Below are 20195 nucleotides of genomic sequence, written 5' to 3' on the forward strand. Positions count from 1 at the left end.
TTCATCGACCGCGAGCAGCTCAAGCGCATCGCCTCGACGCGCTCCAACAAGACCAAGTACGGCCAGCACCTGTTCCTGATCTCCAACCAGGAGCAGGACGGCGTGGATAGGAACTGACTCATACGTGACGATTTGCCATTTAAGGTGGTGCGTATGTCGAAAGAAATGGATTTTGAAAACCTATTCGTGTCGCTCCTACCCGAGAAGAGATTTAGCTCTTCCGAGATTCAATCTATTGCTCAGCAGCTCAGGCGCGATGCTCTGAAAATGATATACAAGGCCGGAGCGGGGCACCCTGGTGCGTCATTGTCCGAGGCAGAAATAATTGCCGCATTGTATTTCAGGATTCTTGACGTTGATCCTTGTAGGCCTGAAGCACATGACAGGGATCGATTCATTCTCTCAAAGGGACATGGTTGCCCCACTCTCTATGCTGCGCTCGCTCGAAGAAACTTTTTCTCTATTGATGAGTTGTCTAAGTTCCGACAGTTCAACTCCCTTGCTACTAGCTACCCCAACATGAGCACGCCTGGAATCGAGTGCCCGTCAGGCTCTTTGGGTAATGGACTGTCGGTTGGCGTTGGGATGGCTATCGCAGGCAAGCTTTCATGTAGTCCAGGAAGAGTTTTTGTTTTGGTGGGGGATGGAGAGTGCCAGGAAGGGGCAATTTGGGAAGCGTGCATGTTTGCATCCCATCACAATCTCGATAATTTGGTACTTATCGTTGATAGGAACAAGCTGCAGATTAACGGTTCAACAGAAGAATTGCTATCGATTGACCCGCTCGACGAAAAGCTCAGCTCATTTGGGTGGCTCGTAACAAACGTTGAGGGAAATAAAGCTGACCAGGTGATCGATGGTCTCGAATGGGCCATTGCGCAGCGGAGGCCCGCGGCTATCATCGCCCACACGACTAAGGGCAAGGGGGTTTCTTTCATGGAGGGGAACAAGGCGTGGCATGTCGGCAGTCCCGATGCAGAGCAGTACGAGGTCGCGTTGAAGGATCTGGCGTAAATGAAAGAAGAGAAACTCTTGATTCCTACGCGTACTGCTTTTGGCAAGAGGCTTATATCGCTCGCGAATGATTATGATTTTGTAGTATGCAACGCGGACACTAAAACTTGTAGCTTGGAAAATTTTGGGAAGCTATATCCTGATCGAGAGGTCTCATTCGGAATCGCAGAACAGAATCTTGTTAATGGGGCGGTTGGTATCGCTCTATCGGGGCGCAAGGCTGTGCTGTCAACCTATGCTGTTTTCCTGAGTATGAGGGCATGCGAGCAGGTGAGAAGTTATGCGTGCCTGACAAATGCGGATGTGCTTATGGTCGGAACGCACGCTGGGCTCAATGCCGGAAGCGAAGGGGCTTCTCACTCAAGCATTGAGGATGTAGCTATCATGCGTTCGATGCCCAACATTACCATTGTCGAGCCAAGCGACAGGTCTAGTGCTGAATCACTTGCTGAAGCAGCCCTAAGGTTCAAGGGTCCGTTGTATGTAAGGTTGCACTACCGACCCATTCCAGAGGTTCATCATTCTGGTTTCGAGTTCGAAATCGGAAAAGTATACGAACTATTCGCAAGCGGGAGCGACGTATGTCTTATGGTATCGGGGGCGCTTACTGGGATGGCACTTAGCGCGGCCGGTAGGCTCGAAGAACTCGGTATTTATTCGACTGTTGTCGAGATTCCGACAATCAAGCCAATAGACCGCGATTCAGTCCTTAAGTATGCCAAGCGATGCGGCGCGGTTGTTGCCATACATGACCACAACATAATCGGTGGTCTCGGATCTGCTATTGCCGAAGTGGTTTCAGAAGCATATCCCATTCCTGTTTTGAGGGTAGGAATACGAGATAGTTTTGCTCATTCGGGTTCGGTTGAGGAAAACTATCGAGCAAATTGCATCAGCATAGAGGAAATAATCGAATCTTCCCGAAAGGCTATCGCGCTAAAAGGTGTTTCGCGATGACGAATGTGGGGTTTATTGGTCTCGGCTCTATGGGCTTTCCCATGGCGTGCGCCGTAAGTGATGCGGGATTCAGGGTATCATTCTGCGCCCGCTCCCAGGCTACCAAAGAGAAAGGTGCTGCTGCGGGGTTTGAGCTTAAGAGCACTTGTTTCCAGCTGTCAACGTGCGATCTAGTTATCGTAGCTGTGCGAGACTATGCGCAGGCCTTGAGCTGCTTGGAGGGAGAAGAGGGATTGCTCACTAAAGGTGAGTTTGCCGGCTGCGTAATCATGACAAGTACCATTACCCCAGAAGAGGCAAGCGATCTCGCGCGGCGGTGCTCAATGCATTGTGCCGGCTATCTATCCGCTCCTGTGTCAGGAGGGGTATCGGGCGCGGAGAACCGTGCGCTTCTGTCAATGGTATCTGGTGACGAGCGTTGGCTGCGGCTGGCTCGGCCTGCAATTTGTGCCTACAGTTTGAAGGCGGTCTATTTCGGTGCGCGACCAGAAAATGCCTGCGTTGTTAAATCCATTATTCAGATGCTTATCAATGCAAACATATTGGCAACTTCGGAGGCGTATCTCATAGCGAAGGAAAACGGTATTGATCCGCAAGGACTTTACGATTCGGTGATGCTCTCGTCGGCATACTCGAAAATGTTCGAGAAGAGGTTTGTGTCGCTCATAGACAACAATAGGGACACGGGAATGAGCGATGTTGCTATTCACGCAAAGGATTCGCTTATTTCTTTAGCCGTAGCTGAAAAGGTTCGCATGCACGAGTTTCTTCCCATGGTCCGGATATGCGGGGAGGTTTTCTCTGTTGCGCAGAAGCGGGATGCAGGTGCCGATGCCGTTTTTGCGCTGGAAGAGTATCTGGAGAGTCTTGATCGTTATCGCTGATAGGGGAAAAATGGAATTGAATCAAGAATCTGTTGATATGGCGGGCAAGAGGCTGCTAATTCTTGGGGCGGTGCGTCCAATTGATGACGTCGTAAAAGCCGCCCAGGAGATGGGCGTCTACACCATAGCTACCGATTACTATCCCGATTCTCCCGTAAAAAGAATCGCCGATATGGCGCTTGATATCAGCACTCACGATGTTGATGCTCTAACTGAAGAGGCAGTAAGGCTCAGAGTGGACGGCGTGTTTGCCGCTTGCGTTGACGCCAATCTCGAACCGTGCCGACGACTTGCAGACAATCTTGGGCTTCCGTTTTACGCGACCGCAGAACAGATTGCAATTACTTGCGACAAGCATCTATTCAAAAAAGCCTGCAAACGTGCTGGTATACCCGTCGTAGACGAGTACTCCGTCGAGGATCTCCCGTCTACTCCTGACGAACTTCAGCGATTGCTCCCTTTGATTATTAAGCCTTACGACAGCGCTGGGAGCAAAGGGATATCTGTGGTAAGAACCGCCGATGCTTTGGATGGTGCGGTGGAATTTGCGCGGTCATTCTCTCCCACGGGCAACGTTCTTGCAGAGCCTTTCATCGAAGGGTGGGATGACAGTTGTCTGTATCTCACGATACAGGATGGGGTTCATTCTCTTTCAGCTATGTGCGATCGTATAATGGAGCCATGTCTCACGTCTGGAGCACCTCAGCCAGCGGAGCTTCGATTCCCGTCAAAGCATATTGATGAGTACTATCGCTCTTTGGATGGGCCAATTAAGGCCTTGATTAGGGATCTTGGAATCAAAAACGGAACGATGTTCATTCAGCTTTTTGCAAAGGATGGAAAGTTCATGGCCTTTGAATCGGGCTTCAGGACAAATGGCGCTCGCAATTACGTTATAGAGTCCGACGCAAATGGCATCAATTCTTTGGTGATGCACATTCGACATGCCCTAGGTACAGGATTCTCTGGCTGGGAAGCAGAAGAATGCAACGATGCGAGGTTCGATTCTTGTTACTCAATCATGGCAGTCAATTTACGACCTGGGGTGATTGAGCGCATAGAGGGACTTGATGAGATAGCGAATGCTGATGGCTTCTTAGATATGGCGGTGTATTACGAGCGAGGGGACACTGTTGACCAAAGCGTAGAGGGGACGCTTAAGCAAGAGTTTGCCCGTATTTATTTCAAGGCACCCAGTGAAGATGCCTTGGATGAAATCGTCGAGTGGGCGAGGGGTACGCTTCGTGTCGTTGGGGCAGACGGAGAGCTTCTTAATCGTTGATGAGGGTACTGAACGCATTCACGAAAAGGGTCGATGAGCTGGCTGCAATGCGTTGCGGTCTATTGTTTGCCGTTACCCTTCTGTTTTGGCTGGCATTTACGCTGGCAAGCGTTAGCTTTGCTGGGTGCGTTTTCGAAACCAACGACGATCGAATTTTTAGCAACATTTTATCTGGAGCATATGGCTCGGAGCTTTCGTATCAGACCTACTTCATGTCCCTAGCTTTTACGGTGCCTGTCTCGCTTTTGTTCGATATATTTGGAACTTGGGTTAACTGGTACGTGGTTACTTGTTATTTTCTTACTGCGCTCGCCTTTTCCCTTATAACATATATTGCAATTAGGATTATTGGCGCGAAGAAAGCAATCATCGCGATTCTCGCCATCTCTGTCCTTCTTTATTACAACCAATTCGTCTCTTTCCAATGGACGAAAAATGCCTCTTTCTATGCCTCCGCTGGCATGTTCGTCTATTGCGGATTGATGTATTCCCAGAAAAAAGAGCCAATTATTATTTGGATGCTAGCGGCGATTATCGCTGTTGCTGGTTTATCGATTCGTCCGATGGCGGCACTCGAATCGATTGCAGTACTTGTTCCTTGTGCTGTAATCGCCATTAGTGCGAGCGCAAGGAGGAGACGATCGGGTGATGGTATACAACGCTCGCTAGGTAAACCCATTATTGTTGTTGTCGTCTTTCTCGCAGTAGGCCTGGCAGGCATTGGGGGGACCGCTCTCTATTTCAAAACTGATGCCGGTTGGAGCCAGTGGGATACTTTCAACGACGCAAAAAGCGAGCTGCTGTCTTTTGGTGAGGTTCCCGACTACGATGAGAACGAGGAGCAAATTAACGCTGCAGGCTTCAATCGTAACGACTGGATATTGCTTTCTCGGTGGGGCGTAAGCGACGACAACGTTCTCCAGCCAGAGCTTCTCGAAAGCCTTTCGAGCTTAAAAGGGCCGATGGTCAGCCCTTCGATGGCCGGACGATTGGTTGGGCTTGCTCAGTTGATAACTCACGCCGATATTTTCTTGTTGATTATCGCTCTCTACTTTGTAGTGTATGCAACCGTTATCAAGAGAGTTCGGTACCGTAGTTGGCTCTATTATCTCCCGCTGCTTATTTGCGCGCTCGAGCTTGTCGCTCTAGCGATTGCCGGCAACGTAACAAATCGCGTGCTTTATGGGCCATTCGCGGCTCTATCGCTTGCGGCATTGTTCTTCCTGTGTGCTTCTATTTGTGCAAGTGAGGATTCACGATGTGCAGCGAAACATGCCTCCGGCCCCGCAGTAACTGCCTTGGTCACGGGCTTGGTGTTGATTGCATGCGTTGGCGTCAGTTCTTCGGCGCGTCTTCTTGAAGACACTGAGTTTGGCTGGAAATCGGAGGAGGTTGCATACCTTCTTGAGGACCAGTTTGCTGACAACAAAGAAATTCTCTATCTCGTAGATAGGCCTACGCTAAGCGACTTGGAAACGAAGTATATGAACCCTCTTCACGCGCTGGATAAAGACGCCTATGAAAACGTTTCGTCTCTTGGGGGGTGGCTCGCGTTAACTCCTGTGGACCGTTCCACAATAGCAAGACATGCAGAGCAATGCGATGCGTTTTCCAACGGCTTCGAAGCGCTTGCGTCGGGTGTAAATGTACGGCTTGTAGATCGATACAACAGTAAGTATATCGAGCAATACATCGTCGATCACTACAACCCTGGGTTTTCGCTCGAGAAAGAATCGTCGATTGGCGATATCACTATATATAGCCCTGTAAATGAATGCTCAAACTCCGAGGAGCAGAATGAATGAGTGAAGCGTCTTTGACTCCAGAAACAGCTGTTGCGGCAGTGCGAGTTAGCTTTGTTTTGCCATGTTATCGCAGCGAAGCATACATCGAAAAAGTACTTGATGAGCTTTACCGCTGCGCTACAGCGGTGCCCAGCATCGAGTCGTTCGAGACAATCTGCGTTGTCGATGGCTCTCCAGACAATGTTGCAGATGTATTGGAGAGGCGTGCCTCCTGGGATGACAAACTCGTGGTGGTGAGTTTTTCGAAAAATTTCGGTCAGCCCAATGCCAAGATGGCTGGATTCCGCCTTGCACAAGGCAACATTGTTGTTTCCCTCGATGATGATGGTCAATGCCCAGTTGACCATGTAGGCGATTTGGTCAACGCTGTAATAGCAGGTGCCGATATGGCTATCGCCGCTTATCCGAAAAAAAAGCAAAGTGCACTCAAAAATATGGGTAGCAAGCTCAATGGGCTGATGTCGCGTTGGGTTATGAACAGGCCGAAGGATTTGACGTTCTCGAACTTCTTCGCTTTCAATTCATTCGTACGCGATCAGATATCCCTATGGAATAAGCCCTACCCCTATCTCTATGGACTTGTTAGCCAGTTTACAGACAAAATTGTAAATATTCCAATGGATGAGCGCGCTCGTGAGTCAGGTTCGTCGGGGTTTACATTTAGCAAAAGCCTCTCTCTATGGCTTAACGGTTTTACCGGCTTCTCTATCAAGCCACTTAGAATCTCGTACGTCTTTGCTTTACTGTTAGCACTTTGCGGGGTTGTTAGCTGTCTGGCCTTTTCCATTCTAGGCGTACCGATAATAGGTGCCCTTTCTCTAATAGTGCTTGTCTGCGGTGCCATCAATTCGCTCGTCCTAGGTCTTCTCGGTGAATATGTAGGTAGGATCTACATGGTCTTAAATGATAAACCGCAGTTTGTGATAAGAAAAACTATTGGTAGGTAGAGAGATGCGCTCTAAGCATCAATCGTTTCCTCTAGCTGTCAAATCTGATTGATGAACAGTCGTGTCTCTGGTTGTTCGAGGCGTTATTAGTCTCTTGCGATTAACGACTTGCGGAGCAGTCACGCTTGACTGTGTCACCCTTTAGCAACAACTCGCATCCATCCAGCGCGCACACGGGAAATAAACGCTTTCGGGATCACCAAGACAATACGGTGAAGTTGTAGGAGCAGGAGCGCTATGAAGAAGCTTGCAATCATAGGGGCCAACGAGTTCCAGAACCCATTGATACTCAAGGCCAAGGAGATGGGCTACGAGACGCACGTGTTCGCTTGGGAGTCGGGCGACGTCGGCGAGCGGACGGCGGACGTGTTCCACCCGGTGAGCATCGTGGAGCGTGACACGATTCTGGAGGAGTGCCTGCGCGTCGGGGTGGATGCAGCCGCCTCGATTGGGTCCGACCTGGCCGTACTTACGGTGAACCACGTGCAACGAGCCTTGGGCAATCCCGCCAATGACGAGCGATGCGACCGCGTGGCGACGAACAAGTATCTCATGCGCGAGGCGTTCGAGGCAGCCGGCGTGCCGGTGCCCGCCCACCTGCTCGCCACGGTGGGGCATATGCCGGCTGACCCTGCGGCGCTGCCCTATCCGCTTATTGTCAAGCCCGTCGACAGGTCCGGCAGCCGCGCGATCAACCGGGTCGACGCTCCCGACGGTTTGGCTCCCGCGGTGATGCGCGCATGCGAGGCTTCCTTCGTCGGCGAGGCCGTCGTCGAGGAGTTCATCGCCGGCGACGAGTACAGCTGCGAGTGCATTTCCTTCGAGGGCAGGCACACTCTGCTTGCCCTCACAAGGAAACACACCAGTGGCGCCCCCCATTTCATCGAGCACGGCCATGACGAGCCGTCGGGGATCCCCACAGCGATCGTCCCCTCCGTGCGCGATGCAGTCTTCGCGGGGCTCGACGCCCTCGGCATCCGCTACGGGGCGTCGCACACCGAGTTCTTCCTCACCCCCGCAGGCGAGGTGCGCATCGTGGAGATAGGGGCGCGCATGGGCGGGGACTTCATAGGATCGGACCTCGTGCAGCTGTCCACCGGCTACGACTTCCTGCGCATGGTGGTCGACGTCGCCTGCGGGCGCGAGCCGGACCTGGCGCGGGGGGCTCATTTCGACGAGGCGTGCGTGCGGTTCGCCTTCGAGGACGGCGAGCTGGAGCGCTTCGACGAGGAGCTCGTCTGCGGGCGCGGGCTTGCCTGCCTGCGGCGCGAGCTGAAGGACCACGACCCGGGCGCCCGGGTGCAGGACAGCTCCACCCGGTTCGGCTACGCCATATACGCGAGCAGTTGTGGGGATTCAGCACGGGCCGCGTCTTCATGACGTTGAACCGCATGCCCCAGTACGTCGTGCGGACCGTCGTCAACGCGCCGAAAGGCGATGCGGACCCGCACCCGACACCGAACGAAAGGCCCCTATGATTCCCTTCAACAAGGCATCCATCACCGAGCTTGAGGAGCGCTACGCCCTCGACGCGCTGCGCAACGGCAAGACCTCCGGCGACGGCTCGTACACCTTCAAGGTCTACGAGCAGTTCCGCGAGCGCTTCGGCATCGAGCGCATGCTGCTGACCACCTCGGGCACCGCGGCGCTGGAGATGGCCTCGATACTGATCGACCTGCAGCCCGGCGACGAGGTGATCGTGCCGTCCTTCACGTTCTCCTCCACGGTCAACGCCTTCCTGCTGCGGGGCGCCAGGCCCGTGTTCTGCGACGTGCGGCCCGACACGCTCAATATGGACGAGTCGCTGGTGGAGGGGCTTATCACCGACCGAACCCGCGCCGTCTACGCCATCGACTACGCCGGCGTCCCCGCCGAGATGGACGCCATCGACGCCGTGGCCGCCGAGCGCGGCCTGTTCGTCATCGAGGACGCCGCCCAGGCGGTGGGGTCGACCTACAAGGGGCGCCCCGCCGGCACGCTCTCGGAGTTCGGCTGCTACAGCTTCCACGAGACGAAGAACTACGTCATGGGCGAGGGCGGCGCCATCGTGCTCAACGAGGGGCGGTTCCTGGAGCGCGCCGAGATCATACGCGAGAAGGGCACCAACCGCCGCCAGGTGCTGCGCGGCTGGACCGACAAGTACACCTGGCACGACCTGGGATCTTCCTTCCTGCCCTCGGACGTGCTGGCGGCCGTGCTGCACGCGCAGATGGAGCGCTACGACGAGATCATGGGCAAGCGCATGGCGGTATGGCAGGCCTACGAGCGCGAGCTGGCGCCGCTGGAGGCGGACGGGCGCCTGCGCCGGCTCTCCGTGCCCGGCCACGTCGAGCACAACGCCCACATGTACAACGTCGTGCTGCCCGACGAGGACACGCGCACCCGCCTGGTGGAGGGCCTGAAGGAGCGCGGCGTCATGGCCTACATCTGCTACGTGCCGCTGCACTCCGCCCCCATGGGCCGCAGGCTGGGCAACGACCCGCGGGACTGCCCGGTGACCGAGGATCTGGGCTCGCGCACCCTGCGCCTGCCGCTGCACGCGGACATGACGGCGGCCGACGTGGACCGCGTGCTCTCCGGCGTCTTCGACATCCTCTCCTAGGGAACGCGCTGTGGCCCCCGACAAGCAGACCGTCGACGCGTTCTGGCGCTCCTGGGCGTCCGACGAGGGGCTGGAGCCCTTCGAGTCGTTGCTCGGCTGGGTGCGCGAGCGCAACGAGGCCACCGAGGTCTCCGTCTCCCGCGTGGGCCTGGACGAGTGCTCGCCCTGGCGGCTCGACCCGGCCACCGGGCGCATCGGCAACCCCGCGGGGTCCTTCTTCCAGGTGGCGGGCCTCGAGGTGGCCGAGGGGCAGCGCGAGCTGGCCCAGCCGGTGCTGCTGCAGGGCGAGATCGGCTACCTCGGTATCGTGGCGAAGGTGTTCGACGGCGTGGCCCACCTGCTCATGCAGGCCAAGGTCGAGCCCGGCAACGTCAACAGGGTGCAGGTCTCCCCGACCGTCCAGGCCACGCGCTCGAACTTCCTGCGGCTGCACGGGGGCCGGCGCCCCGCCTACCTGGAGTACTTCCTGCGCAACGGGTCCGCCGAATGCCGTCCCGTCTCCACCCTGGTCGACCAGGTGCAGTCCGAGCAGTCCTCGCGCTTCCTGGGCAAGCGCAACCGCAACGTGGTGGTGCTCGCCGAGGGGGAGGTGGAGGCGCTTCCAACCCACCGCTGGATGACCCTCGGCCAGGTCAAGCGCCTCATGCGCTACCCGAACCTGGTGAACATGGACACGCGCACCGTGCTCTCCTGCATCCCCTGGTCGCTGTGGGGGCCTCCCTCCGCGGGCGCGCTGGAGGGCGGCGGGGCCGACCGATTGGCGTTGAATTCGATCCTCGGAGAATACGATTTCGATGAAACAGTCGAAATCTTCCAGGCCATGAACGACGCGAGGATGTTCGATTTCTCACAGCGACGCATCGTGGGACTCTGCGACTTGGAGGATTGGAGTTTCTCGGCCGACGGAACAAGGTTCACGTGCAGGGATCCCTACCCGTTCTCCGTGGGCTTCTTCGACATCGCCATAGAGGGGCGCGAGGTGGCTCGCTGGAGGCAGCCGCTCTTCGAGGCGCAGGGGATGGCAACCTTCGCGCTTGTGTGCCGGGAGGACGCTGATTGCTTGCGTTTTCTGGTACGTCTTAAGCGAGAGCCTGGCTGCTTTGATACGGCCGAGCTCGCACCCACGCTGCAGCGCGAAGCGGGGAGCATCGAGCTTCCGGATGCGGTGGACTCTGCGGTGCTGGGGCTTCTCGAGCGCGGCGAGGGCGTCGTGCGCGACGTGGTGCTCTCCGAGGAGGGCGGGCGCTTCTACTGCGAGGAGAACCGCAACGTCCTGTTGCGCCTCTCCGCCGACCGTGCCGAGGCGCTCTTTCCGTCTGGGGAGTTGCCGCGGGACTGCTTCTGGGTCGACTGTGCTATCCTTAACCGGCTTGTTCAGTTCAACAACGTGCTGAACATACAGTTGAGGAACCTGCTTTCCCTGATCGATCCGTGGGAGAGGCCCGAAGACGGAGGAATGCTTTGAGCGATCGCGTTGTGAGGATTGCGGTTCTGTGCCCGTCCGAAATCGCCAAGCGGCGGTTCATGCCGGCCTTGGCCAAGGTAGAGGGCGCCGAGTTCGTGGGAATCGGCTGCGCCACCCCTGAGGAGCGCGCGGTAGGGGCGTCCTCGGTCGGGCCGGATGCCGCCGAGCGAGCCGATCGCCAGCTGGCGGCGGCCCAGGAGTTCGCTCGCGAGTTCGGCGGACGCGTGTGGGAGAGCTTCGAGGCCCTGCTCGCCGATCCCGCTGTCGACGCCCTCTACATTCCGCTTCCGCCCGCGCTGCACTATCCGTGGGCGAAACGAGCCCTTCTTGCCGGCAAGCACGTGCTGATGGAGAAGCCCTTTTCCATGGACGCTGCGCAGGCGTCAGAGCTTATTGCGCTTTCGGACGAGCGGGGCCTGGCGGTGCACGAGAACTACATGTTCGCATTCCACAGCCAGATCGCCTACCTGCAGCGGCAGCTTGCCGAAGGGACCGTGGGGGACGTGCGCTGCATTCGGGTGGACTTCGGCTTTCCCTTCCGCGGCGGCTCCGATTTCCGCTACTCGAAGGACATGGGCGGGGGAGCGCTGCTGGATTGCGGTGGCTACACTTTGAAACTTGCCTCCATGCTTTTGGGGCCTGCGGCCAAGGTGACGGCTGCTTCCATGGGCTACGGCCGCGGCTTCGAGGTCGACCTGTTCGGCAGCGCCACCTTGGAAGGCGAAGACGGCGCCGTGGTGCAGGTGGCTTTCGGCATGGACAACGACTACCGCTGCGACGTGGACGTGTGGGGCAGCACGGCGACGCTGCGCAGCCATCGCATCCTGACGGCGCCCGACGGGTTCGCCCCCACCTTCGAGCTCTCGTCGAACGGCCAGGTGCAGACGGTCTCGCTCGAACCGGACGACAGCTTCGGGAAGTCCATAGAGCATTTCCTGCGCTGCATCGCCGACGATGGCGTCGCGGCGCGCCAACGCGAGGAGATTCTCCGCCAAGCCGCCCTGGTCGACGACTTCCTGCAAGCCGCGACGAGCAAATAGCGTATTCGTTTGCAAGCTGCGGTGCGCAAATAGCGCATGCGCCTGCAAGAAGCGCTGCATTCGGATGCATGGGACCGGCATGGTCCCGGCGTATCGTGCGAGCTTCCCTCTGCTACCGATTTGTGAGAGCGCCCGGCTATGCTCCTTCCTACGGAACACTGAGGAAAGGAGCATATCGTGGCAGATCTCGTCTCGGGCGCGCATGGGGAAGGCGCCCATGTCGGTCACTTCACGTTCACGAACAGACTGATGTTCAACCGGGTAGTTTCCACCCCCGATATCTTCGTAGACCTGGTCGAGGTCGTGACGGGGATTCGCTTCGAGCTGGCGGGAGACCCCCAGGCGGAAAGGACGTTCGAACCCACCCTGTCCTCGAAAGGCGTGCGCATGGACGTGGTCGCCGTGGGGGACGACAGGGTGGTCGACATCGAGATGCAGACCCAGTTTGAGCCATACCTCGGAAAGCGCCTCCGCTACTATCAGGCGGCCTTGGACGTGAGCCATCTGGACAAGGGCTCGGATTACGGCGTGCTGCCGGAAAGCTTCATAATCTTTCTCTGCACGCACGACCCGTTCGGGAGGGGTCTTCCCGTGTATACGCTGGAGCGATGCTGCGTCGAGGATTCGAGTGTCGATGTTGGGGACGAGAGCCACTGGATCGTGCTCAACGCGACTGCCTACGCCGCTGCGAACGATGGGCAGCTGGCCGACGTGCTAGAATATGCGGCTACAGGAGAGGTTCGTCACCGCGGCGGACTTGTCGGCAGGATAGACGAAGCGGTAAGGGACGCAAACAACGATTCGGGGTGGGTGAGGAACGTGGAATCGGTCATGAGCTTGGAAGACGGCTTGCGCATGCGCTACCAGATCCTCATGCGCGACGAGGTTGCGGCTGCCAGGAAGGCTGCTGCCGAGGAGGGGCGGGCCGAAGGCATGGCGAGAGGCATCGCCGAAGGGATTGCGGAAGGCAGAGCTGAGGGAATCGCCGAAGAGCGGGCGCGCACAGCGATGCTGGCGAAGCGTCTGGAGAAGGAGGGTCGTGTCGACGAGCTGGCCGGCGCCCTTGCTGATTCGAAGCGGTTTGATGCGTTGCTTGTCGAGTTCGGCCTGTAAAACCCGTTCTGTGAAGCGAATATGCTGATTGCGGAAGCGGGCAAACCGTCTGTTGCTACCAACGGCGTGGTTTGGTAACATAACCGTTCGCGTGCATTGCACTGGAATAACCGGGTCTCAAAGCTGATCCGATGCAGAAATGAAGGAGACGTAAGGAAATGGCAGTACCTAAGCGCAAGATGGGCCGTGCCCGCACCCATGCCCGTCGTACCACGAACGACAAGATCTCGGCACCCTCCCGCTCGGTGTGCCCGCAGTGCGGCGAAGCCAAGCTTCCCCATCGCGTGTGCCCCAACTGCGGCTTCTACAAGAACCGCGAGGTTATCGAGACGGAGTAACCCTCCCGCGCCTCTGACGGTTTCGCTGTCGTAAAGCCCCTTCGTTATCTAAGCCTACGCTTAGGCGACGAAGGGGCTTTCAGCTTTTGCATTTCCTGTTCGGCTTGCTCTTTGCGAGCCGAAACCGCAGGCGCATGCTGCAAAATAAACAGGATGGTCTCATAGAGGAAACGGAGTAATCGCTATGGCGCAGCAGGTCACGGTGGCAGTGGATGCCATGGGAGGCGATCGCGGGCCGAGCGTGGTGCTTCAGGGGGTTGCCGACGCGCTTCTGGCCGACCCCGACCTGTCCGTGGTGCTGTGCGGGCCCGCCGACGTGGTGCAGCCCTTCGCAGCCGACCTCGATCGCTGCCAAGCGGTGACGGCGACCGAGGTCGTATCAATGGACGAGCACCCCGCGAAGGTCGTCCGCACGAAGAAGGACTCGTCGCTTGTGGTCGGATGCCGCCAAGTCAAGGAGGGCAAGGCCCAAGGCTTCTTCTCCGCAGGCTCCACCGGCGCCTGCCTGGCTGCCGGTATGTTCGTCATGGGCCGCATAAAGGGCGTTCAGCGTCCGGCGCTGGCCACCGTGGTGCCCAGCCCCGTCCGGGAGTCGGTGATGCTCGACATCGGTGCGAACGCCGACTGCAAGCCGGAGTACCTGGTGCAGTTCGCTACCATGGGCACCGTGTTCGCCCGCTCCATTCTAGGGGTCGCCGACCCTCAGGTGGCGCTTCTCAACATAGGCGAGGAGGACGAGAAGGGCTCGGCCCTTGCGCAGGAGAGCCATAAGCTGCTGCGCGCCGAGCTGCCCAACTTCGCCGGGAACTGCGAGGGGCGCGACGTGCTCGCCTCCACCTTCGACGTGGTGGTGACCGACGGCTTCACGGGAAACGTCTGCCTGAAAACCATCGAGGGCACCGCCAAGGTGCTCATGGCCGCGCTCAAGGAGCGCATGACCGCCACCCCCGTGTCCTCTCTGGGCGCCCTGCTGGTGAAGAATTCCGTCTACTCGCTGAAGGACCAGCTCAGTCCGGATACCTACGGCGGCGGTCCGCTTCTGGGCGTCAAGGGCGAGCTGATCGTGGGGCACGGCTCGTCCAACGAGCTCGCCATCAAAAACGGCATCCTCACCACCGCCCGCATGGTTCGCGCCGGGGTCTGGCGCGCGATAGCCGAGCAGATCGCCGCGCTCGACGCGGAAGGCGATGGGGCGGAAGATGCGGCCGAGGATGTGGCCCATGAGCTTTAGTCTGACGAAACTCCACGTCGTCGAGTTCCCCGAACCCTTCGACCCCACGCCCGAGCAGGAGGAGAAGCTTCGCTTGGCGCAGCAGATCATCGGCTACCGCTTCACCTGCGAGCAGCTGCTGCTCTCCGCCATCACCCATCCTTCCGCCACCGAGGGCAAGTCCGTCCGCTACTCCTACGAGCGGCTGGAGTTTCTGGGCGACAGCATCCTGGGCGCCATCGTCTCCACCGTGGCCTTCGACCGTTTCCACGATCTGGACGAAGGCGGTCTCACGCGCATCAAGGTGGCGCTTGTCTCCGGGTCGAGCCTGTCCAGCGTGGCGGAGAAGATCGGCTTCGCCGACGTGATCGTGTTCGGCTCGTCCGAGACGGGCACGGGGCGCCGAGGGCTGCACTCGGCGCTCGAGAACGTCTACGAGGCCGTGGTTGCCGCGCTCTACCTGGACGGCGGGCTCGACAAGGCGGTGCGTTTCGTCAGCGAAACGCTCATACCGCGCATGTCCATCGATATGGCCAAGGAGCCCGAAAACCCCAAGAGCGCGCTTCAGGAGAAGCTGCAGGAGGACGGCATCACGCCTACCTACAAGCTGGTGGAGACCCAAGGGCCTCCCCACGACCGTACCTTCGTAGCCCAGGTGTTCGCAGGGCAGCAGGGCCTCGCCCGCGGCACGGGGCGCACCAAGAAGGAGGCGGAGAGCCAGGCCGCGAAGAGCACCCTGGCCCGCCTGGGAGAGTTCTTCGGCTTGGGTCTTACCGAGGAGGAGAAGACCGAGAAGGCCGAGGCCGCCAAGCAGGCCAAGGCCGAGAAGGCCGCTGCCAAGGCCGAGCAGGAGAAGGCCCGGGCCGAAGAGAAGGCCCGCAAGAAGAACGAGCGCGAGCGCGCGAAGCAGAAGCACTCCTAGCCTGCGCGAGGTTCCCATGTATCTGAAGTCGCTCGTACTCAAAGGATTCAAGTCGTTCGCCGACCGAAGCGCGCTCGCCCTCGAGCCCGGCATTACTGCCGTCGTGGGGCCGAACGGGTCGGGCAAGTCCAACATCTCCGACGCGGTGCTGTGGGTGCTGGGCGAGCGCAACGCCAAGAACCTGCGCGGACAGGCCATGGAGGACGTAATCTTCGCCGGATCGAGCTCGCGCAAGAGCGTTTCGGTGGCGGAAGTGGAGTTGGTGCTCGACAACACCGACGGCACGCTGCCCGTCGACTACTCCGAGGTGTCCCTGACGCGCCGCATGTACCGCACGGGCGAGAGCGAGTACCTCATCAACGGCGTGGTGGCCCGTAGGCTCGACGTGCTCGATATCCTTCACGACTCCGGCTTGGGCACGGGTACGCACTCCATCATCAGCCAGGGGGCCCTCGATTCGGTCCTGCAGTCGAAGCCCGAGGACCGCCGAGCGCTCATCGAGGAGGCTGCGGGCATCCTCAAGCACAAGCAGCGCAAGGAGAAGAGCGCCCGCAAGGTTGCTCAGATGGACGCTCATCTCGACCGCGTCAAGGACGTTGTGGGCGAGGTGGGCCGGCAGCTGGGGCCGCTGGAGCGCAAGGCGAAGCGGGCGCGGGCCTACGAGGCGCTCAGCGACGAGCTCGCATCCGTCGAGCTGTCCTTGGCGGTGGACGACCTGCGCACCCTGCAGTTCGCCTGGACCGAGGCGTCCAGGAGGGAAAGCGAGCTGCAGGCCGCAGTGGAGGAGCGCAAGGCGGCCATAGCCTTGGCGGATGCGCGCGTGGAGCAGCTGCAGGAGCAGATGCAAAGCGACGCGAAGGGCGCGGGGGACATCGCCCGCGACTTGCGGGAGGCGCTCTCCCTCTCCCAGAAGATAGACAACGCCTCCCTGCTCGTCCGCGAGAGGCGGCGCTCGGCCATGGATGCTGTGGAATCGCTCGAGGTGAGCCTTGAGGCGAACAAGGAGAAGGCTGCGCGCGCAAGGGAGGAGCACGAAACCGCCGTCGAGTCGCTTTCGGGCATCGTCAAGGAGCGGGATGCGGCTGCCGCCAAGGTCCGCGAGGTGCTTGCGCGGCAGCAGGAGAACGCGCAGGCGCGCAGGCGGTTGGAGAGGGAGGCCGACGAGGCTCGCGACGAGCGGCGGTCGCTGGAGCGCTCCGTTGCCGCCGACCGGCAGCTCCTCGAGCGCACGCAGGAGGAGCTCGCCAACAACCTTGCCCACATGAAGCTGGTCGAGGGGCGCAGCCGCGAGCTATCGTCGGGCCTGCAGGCCGCCCAAGACGATGTGGCCCGCGCCGAAGAGGAGCATCGGCGCATACTGGCAAGCTGCGAGGAGCTTGCGACGCGGGAGTCCTCCATGCGCGCGCGGGTGGCGGAGGCCGTCCTGGCTCGCGACCAGGCGCGCGAGTCGCTTGACCGTGCCCATGAGAGCGTTTCAGTTCTCGCCTCGAAGATCAAGGGCTTGGAGGAGCTCGAGCGTGCGGCTTCGCAGTCCTCGCCGTCCCTCGCATGGCTCACCGGGCCGGAATCGGATTTCGGAGGCGCTCTGATCCCCCTTTCCCGGGTGATCGACGTCCCTGCGGAGCTGAGCTCGCTTGTCGAAGCCCTCATGGGCGAGTCCGTGAACCTGCTCTTCACCCAAGACGGGCGCGAGTCTGCCCTGGCTGTGGAGGCGCTCGTGTCCCACGGGGCCGACGGCTACGTGGCCCTGGCCAGTCGAGGGGCCGGCGGCAGCGACGTGTCGGCCCCGGGGCGAGCGGCGGCCAAGCAAGCGGCTCTGGACGGGTGGGGCAGCGTCCTGGTCGACCGCATCGCCTGCGAAAGCGACATGCGCCTGCTCGTTGAGGGCGCTATCGGCGATGTGGTGCTGTGCCCTTCCGCAGCCGACGCGGCCAAGGCCCACGACGAATGCCCGCTGCCCGCGAGGTTCTGCTGCCCGGAAGGCGTGGTGTACCGGCCCGACGGCGTGGTGGAGCGCTACGGTTCCGTTGCCTGCGACGACGACGGCACGGGCGGGGTGCTCGCCCGCGCCGGACAGCTTCGCGAGGCGAAGGACGAGCTTTCCCGTGCGAGCGAGCGGGAGGACCTGTCGCGAACCGCCCTCGAGTCCGCCGAGGAGTCCCTGCGCTCCCTTCAGGTGGAAAGCCTTGCCGTCTCCCAGCAGCTTGCCCAGGTGAAAGGACAGGTGTCTGCAGCCGAGCAGCTGCTTTTCCAGACGCGCGACAAGCTTTCGTCGCAGCAGAGGGAGCTCGAGGACATCGAGGCGCAGCGCGCCATGGCCCGCAAGAGCGTGGATGCCGCTCAGCCGACGGTGGACGAGCTGAAGGAGTCCCTGGCCAAGCAGACCGCGCGCGCAGCCGAGCTGTCGCTTCTGCTCGACCGCAACGAGGATGCGGCCGTGCCGCTTCGCAAGGCCGCGGCTGCGCTTCGGGACGAGATGTCCGAGGCGAAGCTTTCGCAGGCGAGACTCGACGAGCGCGTCTCCTATTTGGAGCGCATGGTGACCGCGCGCCTCAACGACGTCGAGCGCCTGGAGGAGGAGGACCGCTCTTCAAGGTGGTCCTTGGCCGAGAAGTCCGTGGTGATGCGCCGGGCCGAGCCGCTTCTGCAGCAGCTGGAGCTCATAGCCCAAGCCGCGCGCGGGTGCGTCGCTCGCCTGGAGTCGCAGTCGACCCAGGCGCAGGAGGCGTCCTCGGGCCTATACTCCGCCGTGACCGAGGCCCGGGCGGCCGCCAAGAGCGCCCACGACGCCTACGATGAGGATTCCGGACGCCTGTCCGAGTCGCGGGTGGAGAAGGGTCGTCTGGAGGTGCGGCTCGACGCCGTCATGAACGCCGTGGTCCATGCCCACGGGATGCCCCTCGACGAGGCGCTGGGCCTTCCACCCTTGACGGATAGGGACGAGGCCGAGGAACAGGCCGCCAGGCTTCGCAGGCGTATCGGCTCCATGGGCGCCATCAACCCCGATGCCGCCCGCGAATACGAGGCTCTGAAGGCGCGCTACGACTTCCTTCAATCGCAGATGGACGACCTGGCCCAGGCGCGGCGCTCGCTGGCCAAGATCGTCCGCATCATAGACGAACGCATGCGCAGCGACTTCCTTCGCACGTTCGAGGAGGTAAACGGATACTTCGGCGAGATATTCGCCCAGCTGTTCCCCGGGGGCAAGGCCGAGCTCTCCCTGGTGGACCCCGACGATGTGGAGAACTCCGGCGTGGAGGTGTCGGCGCAGCCCCGCGGCAAGCGCGTGGCGAAGATGTCGCTGCTCTCCGGAGGCGAGAAGTCTCTGACGGCCTTGGCGCTGCTGTTCGCCGTCTACCGGACGCGCAGCACCCCGTTCTACATCCTGGACGAGGTGGAGGCGGCCCTCGACGACAGCAACCTGCGCCGGCTCACCGCGTACCTGGAGCATTTGCGCCAAACAACCCAGCTCATCATGATCACGCACCAGCGGCGCACCATGGAGATGGCCGACGTGCTCTTCGGCGTTTCCATGCATGCCGACGGGGTGACCAAGGTGATCAGCCAGAAGCTCGACCGGGCACTGCAGTACGCCGAATAAGCGCAGGCTTCGCATCGATTCCTTGCGGGACGGATGCGCGTAAAGAACGATACCGGCCAGGCGAGAGCCGGTTACCGAAGGAGGGTTTCCATGGGTATGCTCGACCGTATCAGCGAGGGCCTGTCGCGCTCTCGGACGAAGCTCAAGGAGCAGATGAACATCCTTCTGGACCGTGGTCCCGATGTGGACGAGGGCTTCTGGGAGGGCTTGGAGGAGACGCTTATTCTGGCCGACATGGGGGCCTTGGCGGCCAGCGACATCGTGGAGCGCATGCGCGACCGCGCCACGCGTCAGGCGCTTCCGGACGCCTACGCCGTGCTCGACCTGCTCAACGACGAGATCGCGGGCACCTTCGCCGAAGGCGGCGAGCAGGTGCTGGGGGGCGGCCCTGCCGTGGTGCTGTTCGTGGGCATCAACGGTACGGGCAAGACCACAACCGTGGGAAAGCTCGCGAAGGAGGCGACCGACCAGGGTCGCACGGTGCTGCTCGGCAGCGCTGACACCTTCAGGGCCGCAGCCATCGAGCAGTTGGAGGTGTGGGCGAAGCGCTCCGGCGTGGAGATGGTGACCCGCGAGCGGGGAAGCGACCCGGCCTCGGTGTGCTTCGATACCCTGGAGCGGGCAGACGAGGTGGGGGCCGATTTGGTGCTGGTGGACACCGCCGGGCGCCTGCACACGTCCGCCGACTTGATGCGCGAGCTTCAGAAGGTGGTCGCCGTGGTGCGAAAGCGTTCGAAGATGCCCGTGTACACGGTGCTCGTCATCGATGCGACCACCGGGCAGAACGGTTTGCAGCAGGCTCGCGAGTTCGATCGGGCGCTGGACCTCGACGCGCTCATAGTCACGAAGCTCGACGGCACCGCGAAGGGCGGCATCGCCCTTGCGGTCAGCCACGAGCTGGGCCTGCCCGTGCTCAAGATCGGCGTAGGCGAGCAGCTGGACGACCTGAGGGACTTCGATGCCCACGATTTCGCGCGGGCGCTGGTGGGGAGCTTCGATGAGCGCTCGTAGTCGC

Annotated in this window: 16 protein-coding genes; all 16 read left to right on the forward strand. The window is 60.3% G+C overall.

Going from position 1 to position 20195, the window contains the following annotated elements; all coding sequences use genetic code 11:
• Nucleotides 1-153: 153 nt before the first annotated feature.
• Nucleotides 154-1014, forward strand: a complete 861-nt coding sequence (locus NFR41_RS09965) for a transketolase (RefSeq protein ID WP_251231725.1) — start codon at nt 154-156, stop codon at nt 1012-1014.
• Nucleotides 1015-1971 (forward strand): transketolase family protein, encoded by a 957-nt coding sequence (locus NFR41_RS09970; protein ID WP_251231726.1) that lies wholly within the window; start codon nt 1015-1017, stop codon nt 1969-1971.
• Nucleotides 1968-2855 carry an NAD(P)-dependent oxidoreductase gene (locus NFR41_RS09975; RefSeq protein ID WP_251231727.1) on the forward strand — a complete coding sequence of 296 codons (888 nt, stop codon included), beginning with the start codon at nt 1968-1970 and terminating at the stop codon, nt 2853-2855. The genes NFR41_RS09970 and NFR41_RS09975 overlap by 4 nt, the downstream gene beginning before the upstream one ends.
• Before the next feature lie 10 nt (nt 2856-2865).
• Nucleotides 2866-4137, forward strand: a complete 1272-nt coding sequence (locus NFR41_RS09980; protein WP_251231728.1) for an ATP-binding protein — start codon at nt 2866-2868, stop codon at nt 4135-4137.
• Nucleotides 4137-5942 carry a hypothetical protein gene (locus NFR41_RS09985; protein ID WP_251231729.1) on the forward strand — a complete coding sequence of 602 codons (1806 nt, stop codon included), beginning with the start codon at nt 4137-4139 and terminating at the stop codon, nt 5940-5942. Before NFR41_RS09980 ends, NFR41_RS09985 begins: the two co-directional genes overlap by 1 nt.
• On the forward strand, nt 5939-6889 hold the full coding sequence (locus tag NFR41_RS09990; RefSeq protein WP_251231730.1) for a glycosyltransferase: 951 nt from the start codon (nt 5939-5941) through the stop codon (nt 6887-6889). Before NFR41_RS09985 ends, NFR41_RS09990 begins: the two co-directional genes overlap by 4 nt.
• A 237-nt stretch (nt 6890-7126) precedes the next feature.
• The gene (locus NFR41_RS09995) at nt 7127-8269 is read left to right on the forward strand and encodes an ATP-grasp domain-containing protein (RefSeq protein WP_251231731.1); all 1143 of its coding nucleotides are present in this window, start codon (nt 7127-7129) and stop codon (nt 8267-8269) included.
• Between the two features lie 94 nt (nt 8270-8363).
• Nucleotides 8364-9491, forward strand: coding sequence for a dTDP-4-amino-4,6-dideoxygalactose transaminase (rffA, locus tag NFR41_RS10000; protein ID WP_251231732.1), 1128 nt, complete (start codon nt 8364-8366; stop codon nt 9489-9491).
• Between the two features lie 10 nt (nt 9492-9501).
• Nucleotides 9502-10956, forward strand: coding sequence for an NDP-hexose 2,3-dehydratase family protein (locus NFR41_RS10005; RefSeq protein WP_251231733.1), 1455 nt, complete (start codon nt 9502-9504; stop codon nt 10954-10956).
• On the forward strand, nt 10953-11996 hold the full coding sequence (locus tag NFR41_RS10010) for a Gfo/Idh/MocA family protein (RefSeq protein WP_251231734.1): 1044 nt from the start codon (nt 10953-10955) through the stop codon (nt 11994-11996). The genes NFR41_RS10005 and NFR41_RS10010 overlap by 4 nt, the downstream gene beginning before the upstream one ends.
• Before the next feature lie 177 nt (nt 11997-12173).
• Nucleotides 12174-13109 carry an Rpn family recombination-promoting nuclease/putative transposase gene (locus tag NFR41_RS10015; protein WP_251231735.1) on the forward strand — a complete coding sequence of 312 codons (936 nt, stop codon included), beginning with the start codon at nt 12174-12176 and terminating at the stop codon, nt 13107-13109.
• A gap of 158 nt (nt 13110-13267) precedes the next feature.
• Nucleotides 13268-13447 carry a 50S ribosomal protein L32 gene (rpmF, locus tag NFR41_RS10020; RefSeq protein WP_160214381.1) on the forward strand — a complete coding sequence of 60 codons (180 nt, stop codon included), beginning with the start codon at nt 13268-13270 and terminating at the stop codon, nt 13445-13447.
• A gap of 184 nt (nt 13448-13631) precedes the next feature.
• Complete coding sequence (plsX, locus tag NFR41_RS10025) at nt 13632-14678, forward strand: phosphate acyltransferase PlsX (protein WP_251231736.1); 1047 nt, start codon at nt 13632-13634, stop codon at nt 14676-14678.
• Complete coding sequence (rnc, locus tag NFR41_RS10030; protein ID WP_251231737.1) at nt 14668-15579, forward strand: ribonuclease III; 912 nt, start codon at nt 14668-14670, stop codon at nt 15577-15579. Before plsX ends, rnc begins: the two co-directional genes overlap by 11 nt.
• 16 nt (nt 15580-15595) lie before the next feature.
• On the forward strand, nt 15596-19180 hold the full coding sequence (smc, locus tag NFR41_RS10035; protein WP_251231738.1) for a chromosome segregation protein SMC: 3585 nt from the start codon (nt 15596-15598) through the stop codon (nt 19178-19180).
• Between the two features lie 90 nt (nt 19181-19270).
• A complete protein-coding gene (gene ftsY / locus NFR41_RS10040; RefSeq protein WP_160214377.1) occupies nt 19271-20191 on the forward strand; it encodes a signal recognition particle-docking protein FtsY in 921 nt (306 codons plus the stop codon).
• Nucleotides 20192-20195: the final 4 nt, after the last annotated feature.

This window comes from Adlercreutzia aquisgranensis, assembly GCF_943193145.1.
Classification (GTDB): Bacteria; Actinomycetota; Coriobacteriia; order Coriobacteriales; family Eggerthellaceae; genus Xiamenia; species Xiamenia aquisgranensis.

Coding starts and splice junctions, on each gene's coding strand:
- NFR41_RS09985 (WP_251231729.1), top strand. CDS start 4,137: ATGAGGGTACTGAACGCATTCACGAAAAGGGTCGATGAGCTGGCTGCA.
- NFR41_RS09975 (WP_251231727.1), top strand. CDS start 1,968: ATGACGAATGTGGGGTTTATTGGTCTCGGCTCTATGGGCTTTCCCATG.
- ftsY (WP_160214377.1), top strand. CDS start 19,271: ATGGGTATGCTCGACCGTATCAGCGAGGGCCTGTCGCGCTCTCGGACG.
- plsX (WP_251231736.1), top strand. CDS start 13,632: ATGGCGCAGCAGGTCACGGTGGCAGTGGATGCCATGGGAGGCGATCGC.
- NFR41_RS09965 (WP_251231725.1), top strand. CDS start 154: ATGTCGAAAGAAATGGATTTTGAAAACCTATTCGTGTCGCTCCTACCC.
- rpmF (WP_160214381.1), top strand. CDS start 13,268: ATGGCAGTACCTAAGCGCAAGATGGGCCGTGCCCGCACCCATGCCCGT.
- NFR41_RS09990 (WP_251231730.1), top strand. CDS start 5,939: ATGAGTGAAGCGTCTTTGACTCCAGAAACAGCTGTTGCGGCAGTGCGA.
- NFR41_RS09980 (WP_251231728.1), top strand. CDS start 2,866: ATGGAATTGAATCAAGAATCTGTTGATATGGCGGGCAAGAGGCTGCTA.
- rffA (WP_251231732.1), top strand. CDS start 8,364: ATGATTCCCTTCAACAAGGCATCCATCACCGAGCTTGAGGAGCGCTAC.
- rnc (WP_251231737.1), top strand. CDS start 14,668: ATGAGCTTTAGTCTGACGAAACTCCACGTCGTCGAGTTCCCCGAACCC.
- smc (WP_251231738.1), top strand. CDS start 15,596: ATGTATCTGAAGTCGCTCGTACTCAAAGGATTCAAGTCGTTCGCCGAC.
- NFR41_RS09970 (WP_251231726.1), top strand. CDS start 1,015: ATGAAAGAAGAGAAACTCTTGATTCCTACGCGTACTGCTTTTGGCAAG.
- NFR41_RS09995 (WP_251231731.1), top strand. CDS start 7,127: ATGAAGAAGCTTGCAATCATAGGGGCCAACGAGTTCCAGAACCCATTG.